The sequence below is a fragment of the Paracoccus versutus genome, from assembly GCF_000763885.1.
GTDB lineage: Bacteria > Pseudomonadota > Alphaproteobacteria > Rhodobacterales > Rhodobacteraceae > Paracoccus > Paracoccus versutus.
In genome coordinates this window covers 53679-67841 of the sequence record NZ_JRKO01000004.1, presented here as the reverse complement: position 1 = coordinate 67841, position 14163 = coordinate 53679, and the positions used below count along the sequence as shown (strand labels likewise).

18 protein-coding genes are annotated in these 14163 nt (G+C 66.4%); 13 read left to right on the top strand and 5 right to left on the bottom strand.

What is annotated here, in order from left to right; all coding sequences use genetic code 11:
- Positions 1-138 precede the first annotated feature (138 nt).
- The 4 genes from sucD to mdh all read right to left on the bottom strand — a co-directional run bounded on the left by sucD (position 139) and on the right by mdh (position 3915).
- A complete protein-coding gene (sucD, locus tag IT40_RS02720; protein WP_036750260.1) occupies positions 139-1023 on the bottom strand; it encodes a succinate--CoA ligase subunit alpha in 885 nt (294 codons plus the stop codon).
- The gene (locus tag IT40_RS02715) at positions 1024-1362 is read right to left on the bottom strand and encodes a hypothetical protein (RefSeq protein ID WP_157034047.1); all 339 of its coding nucleotides are present in this window, start codon (positions 1360-1362) and stop codon (positions 1024-1026) included.
- A 31-nt stretch (positions 1363-1393) separates the two neighbouring features.
- Positions 1394-2587, bottom strand: a complete 1194-nt coding sequence (gene sucC, locus IT40_RS02710) for an ADP-forming succinate--CoA ligase subunit beta (protein ID WP_036750254.1) — start codon at positions 2585-2587, stop codon at positions 1394-1396.
- Between the two features lie 365 nt (positions 2588-2952).
- On the bottom strand, positions 2953-3915 hold the full coding sequence (mdh, locus tag IT40_RS02705; protein ID WP_036750251.1) for a malate dehydrogenase: 963 nt from the start codon (positions 3913-3915) through the stop codon (positions 2953-2955).
- A gap of 187 nt (positions 3916-4102) precedes the next feature.
- On the opposite strand from mdh, the gene IT40_RS02700 reads away from it, so the two are divergent.
- From IT40_RS02700 to IT40_RS02645, 13 genes are all read left to right on the top strand, one after another.
- Positions 4103-4837 carry a sulfite exporter TauE/SafE family protein gene (locus IT40_RS02700; RefSeq protein ID WP_036750248.1) on the top strand — a complete coding sequence of 245 codons (735 nt, stop codon included), beginning with the start codon at positions 4103-4105 and terminating at the stop codon, positions 4835-4837.
- Between the two features lie 80 nt (positions 4838-4917).
- The gene (locus IT40_RS02695; RefSeq protein ID WP_036750245.1) at positions 4918-5757 is read left to right on the top strand and encodes an HpcH/HpaI aldolase/citrate lyase family protein; all 840 of its coding nucleotides are present in this window, start codon (positions 4918-4920) and stop codon (positions 5755-5757) included.
- Positions 5758-5802: 45 nt separating this feature from the next.
- The gene (locus IT40_RS02690; RefSeq protein ID WP_036750242.1) at positions 5803-6345 is read left to right on the top strand and encodes an NnrU family protein; all 543 of its coding nucleotides are present in this window, start codon (positions 5803-5805) and stop codon (positions 6343-6345) included.
- Position 6346: 1 nt separating this feature from the next.
- Positions 6347-6553, top strand: coding sequence for a DUF1737 domain-containing protein (locus IT40_RS02685; protein ID WP_036750239.1), 207 nt, complete (start codon positions 6347-6349; stop codon positions 6551-6553).
- Positions 6554-6562: 9 nt separating this feature from the next.
- Positions 6563-7597 carry a MaoC family dehydratase gene (locus IT40_RS02680; protein WP_036750237.1) on the top strand — a complete coding sequence of 345 codons (1035 nt, stop codon included), beginning with the start codon at positions 6563-6565 and terminating at the stop codon, positions 7595-7597.
- Positions 7598-7910: 313 nt separating this feature from the next.
- Positions 7911-8303 carry a succinate dehydrogenase, cytochrome b556 subunit gene (sdhC, locus tag IT40_RS02675; protein ID WP_036750387.1) on the top strand — a complete coding sequence of 131 codons (393 nt, stop codon included), beginning with the start codon at positions 7911-7913 and terminating at the stop codon, positions 8301-8303.
- Positions 8304-8318: 15 nt separating this feature from the next.
- Positions 8319-8708 carry a succinate dehydrogenase, hydrophobic membrane anchor protein gene (gene sdhD / locus IT40_RS02670; RefSeq protein WP_036750234.1) on the top strand — a complete coding sequence of 130 codons (390 nt, stop codon included), beginning with the start codon at positions 8319-8321 and terminating at the stop codon, positions 8706-8708.
- 9 nt (positions 8709-8717) lie between these two features.
- Positions 8718-10520: a succinate dehydrogenase flavoprotein subunit gene (sdhA, locus tag IT40_RS02665; RefSeq protein ID WP_036750231.1), complete on the top strand. Its 1803-nt coding sequence runs from the start codon at positions 8718-8720 to the stop codon at positions 10518-10520.
- Positions 10520-10885 (top strand): hypothetical protein, encoded by a 366-nt coding sequence (locus IT40_RS02660; protein WP_036750228.1) that lies wholly within the window; start codon positions 10520-10522, stop codon positions 10883-10885. Before sdhA ends, IT40_RS02660 begins: the two co-directional genes overlap by 1 nt.
- Complete coding sequence (locus IT40_RS02655; RefSeq protein WP_052095694.1) at positions 10885-11211, top strand: hypothetical protein; 327 nt, start codon at positions 10885-10887, stop codon at positions 11209-11211. Before IT40_RS02660 ends, IT40_RS02655 begins: the two co-directional genes overlap by 1 nt.
- A gap of 70 nt (positions 11212-11281) precedes the next feature.
- Positions 11282-12061 (top strand): succinate dehydrogenase iron-sulfur subunit, encoded by a 780-nt coding sequence (locus IT40_RS02650; RefSeq protein ID WP_036750226.1) that lies wholly within the window; start codon positions 11282-11284, stop codon positions 12059-12061.
- Between the two features lie 131 nt (positions 12062-12192).
- Positions 12193-12354 carry a hypothetical protein gene (locus IT40_RS28260; protein ID WP_157034046.1) on the top strand — a complete coding sequence of 54 codons (162 nt, stop codon included), beginning with the start codon at positions 12193-12195 and terminating at the stop codon, positions 12352-12354.
- A gap of 200 nt (positions 12355-12554) precedes the next feature.
- On the top strand, positions 12555-13388 hold the full coding sequence (locus IT40_RS02645; protein WP_036750223.1) for an urea carboxylase-associated family protein: 834 nt from the start codon (positions 12555-12557) through the stop codon (positions 13386-13388).
- Here IT40_RS02645 and IT40_RS02640 read toward each other — a convergent pair.
- Positions 13385-14077, bottom strand: coding sequence for a metal-dependent hydrolase (locus IT40_RS02640; RefSeq protein WP_036750220.1), 693 nt, complete (start codon positions 14075-14077; stop codon positions 13385-13387). The genes IT40_RS02645 and IT40_RS02640 overlap by 4 nt on opposite strands.
- Positions 14078-14163 lie beyond the last annotated feature (86 nt).

Sequence of the window (14163 nt, the reverse complement as noted above, 5' to 3'; positions counted from 1 at the left end):
GCAGGGCGCTGCCCCGGCGGTTCTGGCGACGATCTGGCGACGACGGCGGTCCAATCTGGCACCTGCTGGTAAGGTCTGGCGCGGCCCCTGGTAAAGGTAGGCAGGGGCCGCGCCCAAGTCAAAAGCCTTGCGGCAAAGTTACCGGCCGAGCGCTTTCAGCACCGCCTCGCCCAGGCCCGCGGGGCTGTCGGCGACGATGATCCCGGCCGATTTCATGGCCTCGATCTTGGATTCCGCGTCGCCCTTGCCGCCCGAGACGATGGCGCCGGCATGGCCCATGCGGCGGCCCTTCGGCGCGGTGCGCCCGGCGATGAAGCCGGCGGTCGGCTTCCACTTGCCCTTGCGCTTCTGCTCGGCCAGGAATTCGGCGGCCTCTTCCTCGGCGGAACCGCCGATCTCGCCGATCATGATGATCGATTCGGTTTCGGGGTCGTCCAGGAACATGCGCAGCACGTCGATATGCTCCATGCCCTTGATCGGGTCGCCGCCGATGCCGACCGCGGTGGACTGGCCCAGGCCGACGTCGGTGGTCTGCTTCACCGCCTCATAGGTCAGCGTGCCCGAGCGCGACACGACGCCCACCGACCCGCGCGAGAAGATCGAGCCCGGCATGATGCCGATCTTGCATTCGCCCGGCGTCAGGATGCCGGGGCAGTTCGGGCCGATCAGCGTGGACTTGCTGTCGATCAGCGCGCGCTTGACCCGCATCATGTCGAGGACCGGGATGCCCTCGGTGATGGCGACGATCAGCGGGATCTCGGCGTCGATGGCTTCCAGGATCGAATCGGCCGCGAAGGGCGGCGGGACATAGATCACGGACGCATTGGCGCCGGTTTTCTCCACGGCCTCGTGGACCGAGTTGAAGACCGGCAGGTCCAGATGCGTCGTGCCGCCCTTGCCGGGGGTCACGCCGCCGACCATCTGCGTGCCATAGGCGATCGCCTGTTCGGTGTGGAACGTGCCTTGCGAGCCGGTGATGCCCTGGCAGATGACTTTGGTGTCTTTGTTGACGAGAACGGCCACTTAAGCCTCCTGATTTCTGCGCCGCATCAAGAACAGGGCGCGAACTGTGAGAATGCTGCAAAGGAACGCCGTGACGGGGCCGACGACTCGCGAACTCAGATAGGCAAGCCAGCCCATCGGCCCGTCACAGGCGAAGCGCATCGAACCCTCGCCGCATCCTTCGGCGCAGGCGGGCGGCGTGTAGATCGGATCTGCCGAACAAGCGATTTCGATGTCGATGATCGCGTAAATCAGCAGTCCCACGCCGAACATACCCGCAACAGCCACGGCGACGGACGAGCGGCTGAGGGCCGCCAGTCGAAGCACGCAATACACACAAAGCGTGTAAATGACGGCCATCACCGTGAGGATTGCAGCGAGAGAGAGCACCTCAGCCCTTTACCGCCTTGACGATCTTCTGCGCGGCATCCGACAGGTCGTCGGCCGCGATCACGTTCAGGCCCGACTCGCCGATGATCTGCTTGCCCAGCTCCACGTTGGTGCCTTCCAGGCGCACGACCAGCGGGACTTGCAGCCCGACCTCTTTCACCGCGGCGATGATGCCTTCCGCGATGATGTCGCAGCGCATGATGCCGCCGAAGATGTTGACCAGGATCCCTTTGACGTTCGGGTCCGAGGTGATGATCTTGAACGCCTCGGTCACTTTCTCCTTGGTGGCGCCGCCGCCGACGTCGAGGAAGTTCGCGGGCTCGGCGCCGAACAGCTTGATGATGTCCATCGTCGCCATCGCCAGGCCGGCGCCGTTGACCATGCAGCCGATCTCGCCGTCCAGCGCGATATAGTTCAGGTCGAATTTCGAGGCGGCGAGTTCCTTGGGGTCTTCCTCGGTCTCGTCGCGCAGCGCCAGGATGTCGGGCTGGCGATAAAGGGCGTTGTTGTCGAAGCCCATCTTCGCGTCCAGCGCCTTGAGGTTGCCGTCCTTCATCACGATCAGCGGGTTGATCTCCAGCATCTCCATGTCCTTCTCGATGAACATGCGATACAGGTTCTTGACCAGCGCCACGCATTGCTTGACCTGCGGGCCCGAAAGACCCAGGGCAAAGGCCACGCGGCGGCCGTGGAAATCCGAAAGCCCCGAGGCCGGATCGACGCTGAAGGTCACGATCTTTTCCGGGGTCGAGGCGGCGACTTCCTCGATGTCCATGCCGCCTTCGGTCGAGGCGACGAAGCTGACGCGCGAGGTGCCGCGGTCGACCAGAAGCGCCAGATACAGCTCGCGCTCGATGTCGCTGCCGTCCTCGATATAGATGCGGTTGACCTGCTTGCCGGTCTCGCCCGTCTGGTGGGTGACGAGGGTGCGGCCCAGCATCTGGCGGGTCAGCTCCTCGGCCTCTTCCACCGATTTGGCCAGGCGGACGCCGCCTTTTTCACCGGCTTCCTTTTCCTTGAAGTGACCCTTGCCACGGCCGCCGGCGTGGATCTGGGCCTTGACGACCCAGAGCGGCCCGTCGAGTTCCCCCGCCGCCGCCTTGGCCTCGTCGGCCTTCATCACCACCCGCCCGTCCGAGACCGGCGCGCCGTATTGGCGCAGCAACGCCTTGGCCTGGTATTCATGGATGTTCATCGTCTTCCCCCGCAGTTGTCGGTTGGCGGGGCTTGTGCCACATTCCAAGCCGGCGCCAAAGCCCCATGAAGGGCGAAATCCCTAAAACTGGCGGTAATCCGCCTTTTGTGATCACAGTTTTCGAGGCTGTGATCGCAAATCCCCGGCTGCCGGGACGGCGGGGCGGGAATCCCCGGCCTGGGCCGGCGCTTTCGCGTCCCGGATCAAGGCGCGCCGGGGTCAGGCAGGGCCCAGGAGGTCCGCACGGCCAGCGGTTCGTCCGCCGGGGCGCTGGCCCGCCTTATCCTGCGCGGGCCGTGCGTCCGCGCCATGAAAAAGCCCCGCCGCAGCCGGCGGGGCCTGTCCTTGCCGTCGCTGGCCGGCGATCAGGCCAGGGTGGCGTCGATGCCCTTGCAGGCCGCGACCAGCCCCTTCACCGCATCCACGGACTTGTCGAACATCGCCTGTTCGTCCTTGTCCAGGGTGATGTCGATGACGCGCTCGATACCGCCGGCGCCGATCACGGTCGGCACGCCGACATAGAGCCCGTCCAGCCCATAGGCGCCCTTCACATAGGCGGCGCAGGGCAGCACGCGCTTCTGGTCCTTGAGATAGGCTTCCGCCATCTCGATGGCCGAGGTCGCGGGCGCATAGAAGGCCGAGCCGGTTTTCAGCAGGCCGACGATCTCGGCGCCGCCGTCGCGGGTGCGCTGCACGATGGCGTCCAGCTTGTCCTGGGTGGTCCAGCCCATCTTGACCAGGTCGGGCAGCGGGATGCCGGCCACGGTCGAATAGCGGGTCAGGGGCACCATGGTGTCGCCATGGCCGCCCAGCACGAAGGCGGTCACGTCGCGCATCGAGACGCCGAATTCCAGCGACAGGAAGTGGCGGAAGCGGGCCGAATCGAGCACGCCGGCCATGCCGACGACCTTTTCATGCGGCAGGCCGCTGAACTCGCGCAGCGCCCAGACCATGGCGTCCAGCGGGTTGGTGATGCAGATCACGAAGGCGTTCGGGGCGTGCTGCTTGATGCCCTCGCCCACGGATTTCATGACCTTGAGGTTGATGCCCAGCAGGTCGTCGCGGCTCATGCCCGGCTTGCGGGGCACGCCGGCGGTGACGATGCACACATCGGCGCCGGCGATGTCGGCATAATCGTTGGCGCCCTTCATGACGGCGTCGAAACCCTCGGACGGGCCCGATTGCGCGATGTCGAGCGCCTTGCCCTGGGGCGTGCCCTCGGCGATGTCGAACAGGACGACGTCGCCCAGCTCCTTCATCGCGGCCAGATGCGCCAGCGTGCCGCCGATCTGTCCCGCACCGATGAGTGCGATCTTGGGTCGGGCCATGTTAACCTCCGATTTCCATGATGGTTCGCGCGGTGGCCTAGTCCCTCGGGATGAGAATCGCAAGCCTTGGCTGCGGGTCCGGCGCGAAAACCGCTGTTGTCAACCGCTAACATGGAAAAGGCGGCGGCGTATTGCCGCGGTTGCGCCGCTGGATTACTCGGGAGGGGCGGGACACGGGGGCGCGCGGATGGAGATGCTGGGCTGGGTGCTGGCGGTGATCGCCGCCTTTTCGATCGGGCTGGCCAAGGGAGGGCTGTCCATGGTCGGCACCATCTCGGTGCCGCTGCTGGCGCTGGTCATGTCGCCGGTGCAGGCGGCGGGGATCCTGCTGCCGGTCTATATCATCTCGGACATCGGCGGGCTGATCGCCTTTCGCCGCGATTTCGACGCGCGGGTGCTGCGGACTCTGGTGCCGGGCGCGATCACCGGCATCGCCCTGGGCTGGGCCACCGCGCATCACGTCGACGACGCGCAGGTCGGGCTGATCGTCGGCGTGATCGGCCTGGCCTTTGCGCTGAACGCCCTGCTGCGCAGCCGGGTCAGCGCCAGCGCCCGGCCGCCGCGCTGGGGGGCGGGCAGCTTCTGGGGCACGATCTCGGGCTATACCAGCTTCGTGTCGCATTCCGGGGCGGCGCCCTATCAGGTCTATGCCCAGCCCCTGCGCATGACGCCGATGACCTATGCCGGCACCACGACGATCTTCTTTGCCATCTGCAATGCGGTGAAGCTGATTCCCTATGCCATGCTGGGCCAGCTGTCGGCGCATAACCTGTCGGTGGCCACCGTGCTGATGGTGCCCGGCGTGCTGGGCGTGCTGGCGGGACTGTGGCTGGTGCGGCGGATGTCTGCGCAGGTCTTCTATGGCTTCATCACCTGGGCGCTGATGCTGGTTTCGGCCAAGCTGATCTGGGACGGGATCTGATGCCGCAGTGCGGCAAATCGGTGCTTGCGATTCGCTTCCTTTCGGGGCAGGTTCGCGCAAGATTATTACGCGAGGCCCCGATGACCCGTCCCTATCGTTCCGTCCTCTATATTCCGGCCGCCAATGTGCGGGCCATGGAAAAGGCCCAGGCGCTGGCCGCCGATGCGATCATCTTCGATCTCGAGGATGCGGTGGCGCCCGCCGAGAAGGTGGCGGCGCGGGACTTGCTGGCCAAGGCGCTGCAGGCCGATTACGGCGGCCGGGTGCGGATCGTGCGCATCAACGGCATGGACACCGAATGGGGCGAGGGCGACGCCCGCGCCTTTGCCTCGGGCGCCGATGCGGTGCTGGTGCCCAAGGTCAGCCGCGGCGCCGACCTGGACCGGGTGGCGGCGCTGGTGCCCGACACGCCGCTCTGGGCGATGATGGAGACGGCCGAGGGCATGCTGAACGCCGCCGAGATCGCCGCCCATCCTCGCCTGCAGGGCATGGTGATGGGCACCAACGACCTGGCCAAGGAGCTGAACAGCCGCTTTCGCGCCGACCGGCTGCCGATGATGGCGGGGCTGGGCCTGTGCCTGCTGGCCGCGCGGGCGCATGGCCGGGTCATCGTGGACGGCGTGTTCAACGCCTTCAAGGACGAAGAGGGGTTGCGCGCCGAATGCGAGCAGGGCCGCGACATGGGCTTCGACGGCAAGACCCTGATCCACCCGGCGCAGCTGGCCATTGCCAACGAGGTCTTTGCGCCGTCGGAAGCCGAGGTCGATCTGGCCCGCCGCCAGATCGAGGCCTTCGACGAGGCGCAGGCCCAGGGCAAGGGCGTCGCGGTGGTGGACGGCAGGATCGTCGAGAACCTGCATGTCGAGATCGCCCGCGTCACTTTGGCCAAGGCCGCGGCGATTGCCGCGCTGGCAGGGTGATGGCAAAGTAAGCGCCATTTACATCCAGCGAAAGGACAAAGCCAGATGTTGATCCTGATCCTTGGCGTGGCGCTTTGGTGGGCGGCGCATCTTCTCAAGCGGCTGGCACCGGGGCTGCGCGACCGGCTGGGCCGGGGCGGCGTGGCGGGGGCGCTGGCGGTCTCGGTGGTGCTGATGGTGATCGGCTATCGCATGGCGGACGGTCCCCATTGGTGGGGCGCGACCGCACCGCTGAAGGGCGTCAACAACCTGCTGGTGCTGCTGGGCTTCTATCTTTTCGCCGTCGCCGGCATGAAGACCCGCCTGGCCCGCCATATCCGCCACCCGCAGCTGACCGGCTTTGCGCTCTGGGCCCTTGCGCATCTGCTGCCCAATGGCGACCTGCCCAGTTTCGTGCTGTTCGGCGGGCTGCTGCTCTGGTCGCTGGTCGAGATGGCCGTGATCAACCGCGCGCAGCCGGGCTGGACCCCGCCCGCCGGGCCGTTCCCGGTCCGCAAGGAGGCGATGGCCGCGGTCGGCACCGTGGTCCTGTTCGGGGTCGTGGCGCTGGTCCACGCCTGGCTGGGCTATAACCCCTTTGGAGGCTGACATGCCCAAGATCTATCGCCTGCTGACCGAGGACGACACCTCGGCCTTCTGCCACAAGGTCAGCGAGGCGTTGTCGAAGGGCTGGGAGCTGCATGGCGACCCCGCCTATGCCTTCGACGCGGCGCGCGGCGTGATGCGCTGCGCCCAGGCGGTCACCAAGCAGATCGAGGCGGATTATCACCCGGACATGAAACTGGGCCAGCAATAGGAAACCACCATGAGCAAGACCAATCCGGGCCGCTTCTTCGAGGATTACCGCGTCTGCCAGGTGATCCGCCACGCCGTGCCCCGCACCGTGGCCGAGGGCGAGCGCGCGCTTTACCATGCGCTCTACCCGGCGCGGCACGCGCTTTATTCCTCGGACGAGTTCGCGGCCGCCTCGGGTCTGGACGGCAGCCCGCTGGACGACCTGATCGCCTTTCACATCGTCTTCGGCAAGTCGGTCCCCGACATCAGCCTGAACGCGGTGGCGAACCTGGGCTATGCCGAGGGCCGCTGGCTGAAGCCGGTCTGGCCGGGCGACACGCTGCGCTCCGAATCCGAGGTGATCGGGCTCAAGGAGAACTCCAACGGCAAGTCCGGCGTGGTCTGGGTACGCACCCGCGGCCTGAACCAGATGGACGAGGTGGTGCTGGACTATGTGCGCTGGGTCATGGTGCGCAAGGGCGACGACGCGGCGCCGGCGCCCGAGCCGGTGGTGCCGGAACTGGCGAAATCGGTCGCGCCCTCCGATCTGGTGCTGCCCGAGGGGCTGGATTTCCTGCAATACGACTTCGGCCTGGCCGGCGAGCCGCACCGCTGGGGCGACTATGAGGTCGGCGAGGTCATCGATCATGTGGACGGCGTCACCATCGAGGAGGCCGAGCATATGCTGGCCACCCGGCTGTGGCAGAACACCGCCAAGGTGCATTTCGACGCCACCTTCCGCGAGGACGGCAAGCGGCTGATCTATGGCGGCCATGTCATCAGCATGGCCCGCGCGCTCAGCTTCAACGGGCTGGCCAATGCGCAGATGATCGTGGCGCTGAACGGCGGGGCCCATGCCAATCCCTGCTTTGCCGGCGACACCATCCGCGCCTGGTCCGAGGTGCTGGACAAGGCCGACACCCATGCGCCGGGCGTCGGCGCGATCCGGCTGCGGCTGGTGGCGCACAAGGGCGCGGCCGGTGATCACGCCCTGCGCGGCGAGGATGGAAAATATGCCCCGCAGGTGCTGCTGGACCTGGATTACTGGGCCTTGATGCCGAAATGACCGCCCCGCGCCACGGCGCAGCCGGCCCGCGAATCGCCGCCGCGCCGGGGTTGAACATGACCGAATCCCTCGGTTATCCGGGGAAATCCGGCGAGTCCGTCCTGATACCGCAATCATTCGAAAGGGTCGGAGCCTGCCCGTGATCACAGCTGGCGTTTGCGTGATCACAAAAACGGAAAATCTGTCGCATATCCGCCTTACGTCTGGCATCCACCCGTGACAGATGCGACAAGGCGGCTAAAAGCAAACCCAATTTCGGCCAGCCCTCGCCGCCAGCCGTCGCGTGCGGGGCCTGAACGCAGGAGAGCGCATCATGGCTGACGTCAACCGGGGCAACCGGCCATTGTCACCGCATTTGCAGGTCTATCGCCTGCCCATCGCCGCAATCACCTCGATCATGACCCGCATCACCGGGCACGCGCTGGTCGCCGGGATCGTGCTGATCACCTGGTGGCTGGTCGCCGCCGTCACCTCGCCGGGCGCCTTCGCCTGCGCGGACTGGGTGATGCGGTCCTGGCTGGGCTTCATCATCCTGACCGGCTCGATGTGGTCGCTGTGGTATCACCTGCTCGCCGGGCTGCGCCACCTGGCCTATGACGCCGGCTACGGGCTGGAGATCGAGGAAGCGCGCAAATCCAGCCAGGCGCTGATCGCGGGTTCGGTCGTCCTGGCCGTGCTGACGCTGATCATCTTCTTCGCGTTCTGAGGAAAGGGCAGGATCATGCGTTACATCACCCCCCGCAAAGCTGCCGAAGGCCTGGGCTCGGCGCACGAGGGCACCCAGCACCACTGGGCCATGACCGTCTCGGCCGTCGCGCTGACCGTGCTGACGCCGCTGTTCATGATCGTGGTCGCCCGCGCCATCGGCCTGTCGCAGGAACAGCTGCTGGCCTATTTCGGCCGGCCCTTCCCGGCGCTCATCACCGCTCTGTTCGTGATCGTGGGCATGGTCCACTTCATCAAGGGCACGCGGATCATGATCGACGACTATTTCCAGGGTGGCGTGCGCAAGGCCGCCATCATCTTTTCCGTGATCTTCGGCTGGGCGGTCATCGCCGCCGCCGTCTATGCGCTGGCCCGGATGGGCCTTGGCGCGATCGTCGTCCTCTGAGGTTCCGCCATGGCTGCTTACAAATACGAAACGCACGAATATGATGTCGTGGTCGTCGGTGCCGGTGGCGCGGGCCTGCGCGCGACGCTGGGCATGGCCGAACAGGGCCTGCGCACCGCCTGCGTGACCAAGGTCTTCCCGACCCGCTCGCACACGGTCGCGGCGCAGGGCGGCATCGCCGCCAGCCTGTCGAACATGGGTCCGGACAACTGGCAGTGGCACATGTATGACACCGTCAAGGGCTCGGACTGGCTGGGCGACACCGACGCCATGGAATACCTGGCGCGCGAGGCCCCCAAGGCGGTCTACGAGCTGGAGCACTACGGCGTGCCCTTCAGCCGGACCGAGGAGGGCAAGATCTACCAGCGCCCCTTCGGCGGCCACACCACCGAATTCGGCGAAGGCCCGCCGGTGCAGCGCACCTGCGCCGCCGCCGACCGCACCGGCCATGCCATCCTGCACACGCTCTATGGCCGGTCGCTGAAGGAAAAGGCCGAGTTCTTCATCGAATATTTCGCGCTGGACCTGATCATCACCGACGGCGCCTGCACCGGCGTGGTGTGCTGGAAGCTGGATGACGGCTCGATCCACGTCTTCAACGCCAAGATGGTGGTGCTGGCGACCGGCGGCTATGGCCGTGCCTATTTCAGCGCCACCTCGGCCCATACCTGCACCGGCGACGGCGGCGGCATGGTGGCCCGTGCCGGCCTGCCGCTTCAGGACATGGAATTCGTGCAGTTCCACCCGACCGGCATCTACGGCTCGGGCTGCCTGATCACCGAGGGCGCGCGCGGCGAGGGCGGCTACCTGACCAACAGCGAGGGCGAGCGCTTCATGGAGCGTTACGCGCCGACCTACAAGGATCTGGCCAGCCGCGACGTGGTCTCGCGCTGCATCACCATCGAGATCCGCGAGGGCCGCGGCGTCGGCCCGCACAAGGATCACATGTTCCTGAACCTGATGCACCTGCCGCCGGAAAGCCTGGCCGAGCGGCTGCCGGGCATCTCGGAATCCGCCAAGATCTTCGCCGGCGTGGACGTGACGCGCGAGCCGATCCCGATCCTGCCGACGGTGCATTACAACATGGGCGGCATCCCCACCAACTACTGGGGCGAGGTGCTGGACCCGACCGCCGAAAGCCCGGACCGGGTCTTCCCCGGCCTGATGGCGGTGGGCGAGGCCGGCTGTGCCTCGGTCCATGGCGCGAACCGGCTGGGATCGAACTCGCTGATCGACCTGGTGGTCTTTGGCCGCGCCGCCGCCATCCGCGCCGGGCAGGTGATCGACCGCAAGGCGGCGATCCCCATCACCAACAAGGAACAGGTGGACAAGGCGCTGGACCGCTTCGACCGCATCCGCAACGCCAACGGCTCGGTGCCGACCGCCGAGCTGCGGCTTGAGATGCAGCGCACCATGCAGGCCGATGCCGCGGTGTTCCGCACCGACAAGACCCTGGCCGAGGGCGTCGAGAAGATGCAGGCGATCGCGGCCAAGATGGACGACCTGAAGGTCACCGACCGCAGCCTGATCTGGAACAGCGACCTGATGGAGACGCTGGAGCTGACCAACCTGATGCCCAACGCGCTGGCGACCATCGTCGGCGCCGAGGCGCGCAAGGAAAGCCGCGGCGCCCATGCCCATGAAGACTACCCCGAGCGGGATGATGCCAACTGGCGCAAGCACTCGCTTGCCTGGGTCGAAGGCAACGATGTTAAACTGGCCTATCGGCCCGTTCATCTTGAACCCCTGACTACCCAGGACGAGGGCGGGATCGACCTGAAAAAGATCGCACCCAAAGCGAGGGTTTATTGATGCGTCTTCCCCTGATCCTGCCCATGGCCCTGACCGCCGCCGCGCTGACCCTTTCGGGCTGCGTGGTCCAGAACCCCGGCATGGCGCCGGCGCCGCTGCCGCCGGTCGCGGCCCCCGCGCCGGATGCGGCGATGCGGTCCTCGGCCCGCGTCATCGTCAACCGCGAGATGGCCCGGCGCCTGCCCGGCGCCAATGTCGCGCCCTATACCGATTGCGTGATGCAGAACGCCACCACGGCGGAACTGTCCAGCATCGCCGCTGCCGGCGCGGCCGGGGCGGGAGATGCGGTGGCCGCCATCGTCGGCCGTCCGTCCACCACGCAATGCATCGCCAGCGCCGCGGCGGCGGCCAAGCAGGCCGCCTGATGGCCGGGCGCGGCGCGCTTGGCCTGCGCCTTGCCCCGGCGCTTCTGGGGCTGGCGGCCTGCGCGCCCGCGCCGGTGCAGATCCCGGTCGCAGAGGCCGAGCGCGTCTGCATGGTCCAGGCGCTCGACGCCCGCGCGCCGCGCACCCAGGTCGGCATCGGCGTCGGCTCGCACGGCTATCGCGGCGGCTTCGTCAGCGTCGACCTGTCCTCGGACCAGATCCTGGGGCGCGATCCGTCCCAGGTCTTCGACCAATGCGTCCAGCGCCGCTCGGGGCAGAAGCCCACGCGGCCGCTTTACGAACAGCCGGGCTGGAGGGTGCATTGACGCCCTCTGCCCAAGCCACCGCATGACGGCCTAGTCGCAAGACGACGGTCTGACCACCAGGAGTTACCCAATGGTCCAACTTACCCTTCCCAAGAACAGCCGCATGCGGGTCGGCAAGACCTGGCCGAAACCCGAAGGCGCGACGAACGTCCGCCGCTTCAACATCTACCGCTGGGATCCCGATACCGGCGAGAACCCGCGCATCGACACCTATTTCGTCGACATGGACAAATGCGGGCCGATGGTGCTGGACGCGCTGATCAAGATCAAGAACGAGATCGACCCGACGCTGACCTTCCGCCGCTCCTGCCGCGAGGGGATCTGCGGCTCCTGCGCGATGAACATCGACGGCGGCAACCATCTTGCCTGCATCTACGGCATGGACGAGATCAAGGGCGACGTGAACATCTATCCGCTGCCGCACATGCCGGTGGTCAAGGATCTGATCCCCGACCTGACGCATTTCTATGCCCAGCACGCCTCGGTGAACCCCTATCTCATCACCGAGACGCCGACCCCCGACAAGGAATGGCGCCAGTCGATCGAGGATCGCAAGAAGCTGGACGGGCTTTACGAATGCGTGATGTGCGCCAGCTGCTCGACCGCCTGCCCGAGCTATTGGTGGAACGGCGACCGCTACCTGGGCCCGGCGGCCCTGCTGCACGCCTATCGCTGGATCATCGATTCGCGCGACGAGGCCACGGGCGAACGCCTGGATGCGCTGGAAGACCCGTTCAAGCTGTATCGCTGCCATACGATCATGAACTGCACCAATACCTGTCCCAAGGGGCTGAACCCGGCCAAGGCCATCGCCTCGATCAAGCACATGATGGTGGACCGTATCGTTTGATTTGCACGGCCGTCATGGCCGGTATGCCGTGATATACCGTTTGACGCCGCGTCGCAGAGGTAGATTTTTCTGCGGCGCGGCATTATCTTTTTCGGTGGGGAAGAGCATCACTTCGACCCGGAGACCTTCGGATGAAAACCCTTGCCGAGACCCAAAAAACCAGCGCCAACCTGGCCGTGCTGAAGCCGGCCAAGTCGGCGGATCGCGCGGCCCTGGCCGTGCTGGAGCAGATGTACGGCTATTTCAGCTTCGATCCGATGCCGATGGAAGCCGACATTCGCCAGGCCGCCTGAAGCGCGGCCACCTTGTCCGCACGCGCGGGCCTTCCAGCGCGGCTTCCCGGCCGCGCTCTTGTTTTTCGGGTATTTGGGAAGCGGTGAAAGGCTGGCCGTTTTTCCGTTTCCCAAATACCCATGCGGCAGGGCCGGCAGGCGCGCTGTGCAAGGTGTGCGCAAGCCTTGCGATGCCGAGGACGCGCGCATAGCATCGCGCCATGATCCGAACCATTCCCGAAGATGCCGCCGAGCGCCGGGCCATTCGCCCGGTCATCTGCTATCCGAACCATACCCTTCCCGATCCGGACCTGCCCGGCTTGCAGGCCGTTCGCCTGACGGCGCGCAAATCCGGGGAATGCCTGGTGCCCCCGCGCGAGGCGCGTTGCTTTCACGTGCCGGCCGGGCATTTCTTTCGCATCACCAGCGTCGAGGGGCCGCAGGTCGGCGACCTGAACCTGTGGTCCGCCGCCGATCCGCGCGAACGGTTCTATTCCGGCAAGACCCGCGCGCTGCACGGCACCCATCTGACGCGCGGCCATCGCATGTGGTCCAGCTTTCCGCATCTGCGCCCGATGGCCACCGTGACCGAGGATACGCTGGAATGGTATGGCATCGACGAATACGGCGGCTCGGTCCACGACGTGATCGGCACGCGCTGCGACCCCTATACCCATCGCCTGCTGAGCGGGCAGGACTATCACCATTGCTGCCATTCCAACCTGGTCAACGCGCTGATGGCCGAGATGGGCCTGTCGCGCGAGGCGGCCGAGCCCCTGGTGCATGACGTGCTGAACGTCTTCATGTGCACGGGCTTCACCCGCGACACCGGGGAATATTTCATGAAGGCAAGCCCGGTGCGCCCCGGCGACCATATCGAGTTCTTTGCCGAGATCGACCTGATCGGCGGGCTTTCGGCCTGTCCGGGCGGCGATTGCGGCAGCGCGCATTCCAGCGACGCCGCCGCCTGCCATCCGCTGCTGGTCGAGATCTTCGCGCCGGCCCGGCCCGCGGGACGGGCAGAGCCGGGGCCGAGCGCCTATCGCTGGCCCTAAAGCGAGATCGGCAGCATCACCTCGGGCTCGATCACCTGCACGCCCGGCAGGCCGGCCTTCAGCACCTCGGCATCCTGCGCCAGCAGCGGGAAGGTCTTGTAATGGCAGGGGATCACGGTCTTGAAGTCGAAATACTTCCGCGCCGCCCAGGCCGCCCGGTCCATGTCCATGGTGAAATGCCCGCCGGCGCAGAGGATGCCGATGTCGGGCCGGTGATATTCGCCCATCCACGCCATGTCGGCCATGATGTCGGTATCGCCCGAGACATAGATCACATGGCCTTCGCCCGCGATCATGAAGCCCGACTCGTGGCCGGCATAGACAGGCCCCTCGGCGCCCTCGAAGGACGAGGAATGGCTGGCATTCACCATCGTCACCCTGGCCCCGCCCAGATCGACCGTGCCGCCCTTGTTGAAGCCGATGCCCTCGATGCCCTCGTGCTTCATCCAGGTCGAGACCATGTCGTAGATGCCGACGGCGGGAATCCCCAGTTCCTTGGCGATCGAGACGGTGTCGCCGGTATGGTCGCCGTGGCCATGCGTCACCAGGATATGGGTGGCGCCGGCGATGGCCTCGTCGCGGCTGTCCTCGGGGAACATCGGATTGCCCGAAAGCCAGGGGTCGATCAGGATCACCGCCTGTTCGATCTCCAGCCGGAAGCCGGAATGGCCAAGCCAGGTCAGTTTCATGGAAGGGCTCCTTTTCTTGCGCTGCCGCATCCTGCCAAGCCGGGCGGCGCCCGTAAAGTTCCGCCGCAAGGTTCCGCCTGCGCGGG

Excerpts from the sequence above, each read along its gene's own strand:
- IT40_RS02700 (WP_036750248.1), top strand. The coding sequence starts at position 4,103 with ATGGAGATGCTGGGCTGGGTGCTGGCGGTGATCGCCGCCTTTTCGATC.
- sdhA (WP_036750231.1), top strand. The coding sequence starts at position 8,718 with ATGGCTGCTTACAAATACGAAACGCACGAATATGATGTCGTGGTCGTC.
- IT40_RS28260 (WP_157034046.1), top strand. The coding sequence starts at position 12,193 with ATGAAAACCCTTGCCGAGACCCAAAAAACCAGCGCCAACCTGGCCGTG.
- IT40_RS02660 (WP_036750228.1), top strand. The coding sequence starts at position 10,520 with ATGCGTCTTCCCCTGATCCTGCCCATGGCCCTGACCGCCGCCGCGCTG.
- IT40_RS02640 (WP_036750220.1), bottom strand. The coding sequence starts at position 14,077 with ATGAAACTGACCTGGCTTGGCCATTCCGGCTTCCGGCTGGAGATCGAA.
- sdhC (WP_036750387.1), top strand. The coding sequence starts at position 7,911 with ATGGCTGACGTCAACCGGGGCAACCGGCCATTGTCACCGCATTTGCAG.
- IT40_RS02655 (WP_052095694.1), top strand. The coding sequence starts at position 10,885 with ATGGCCGGGCGCGGCGCGCTTGGCCTGCGCCTTGCCCCGGCGCTTCTG.
- IT40_RS02690 (WP_036750242.1), top strand. The coding sequence starts at position 5,803 with ATGTTGATCCTGATCCTTGGCGTGGCGCTTTGGTGGGCGGCGCATCTT.
- sucC (WP_036750254.1), bottom strand. The coding sequence starts at position 2,587 with ATGAACATCCATGAATACCAGGCCAAGGCGTTGCTGCGCCAATACGGC.
- IT40_RS02685 (WP_036750239.1), top strand. The coding sequence starts at position 6,347 with ATGCCCAAGATCTATCGCCTGCTGACCGAGGACGACACCTCGGCCTTC.
- mdh (WP_036750251.1), bottom strand. The coding sequence starts at position 3,915 with ATGGCCCGACCCAAGATCGCACTCATCGGTGCGGGACAGATCGGCGGC.
- IT40_RS02715 (WP_157034047.1), bottom strand. The coding sequence starts at position 1,362 with ATGGCCGTCATTTACACGCTTTGTGTGTATTGCGTGCTTCGACTGGCG.
- sdhD (WP_036750234.1), top strand. The coding sequence starts at position 8,319 with ATGCGTTACATCACCCCCCGCAAAGCTGCCGAAGGCCTGGGCTCGGCG.
- IT40_RS02695 (WP_036750245.1), top strand. The coding sequence starts at position 4,918 with ATGACCCGTCCCTATCGTTCCGTCCTCTATATTCCGGCCGCCAATGTG.
- IT40_RS02680 (WP_036750237.1), top strand. The coding sequence starts at position 6,563 with ATGAGCAAGACCAATCCGGGCCGCTTCTTCGAGGATTACCGCGTCTGC.
- IT40_RS02645 (WP_036750223.1), top strand. The coding sequence starts at position 12,555 with ATGATCCGAACCATTCCCGAAGATGCCGCCGAGCGCCGGGCCATTCGC.
- IT40_RS02650 (WP_036750226.1), top strand. The coding sequence starts at position 11,282 with ATGGTCCAACTTACCCTTCCCAAGAACAGCCGCATGCGGGTCGGCAAG.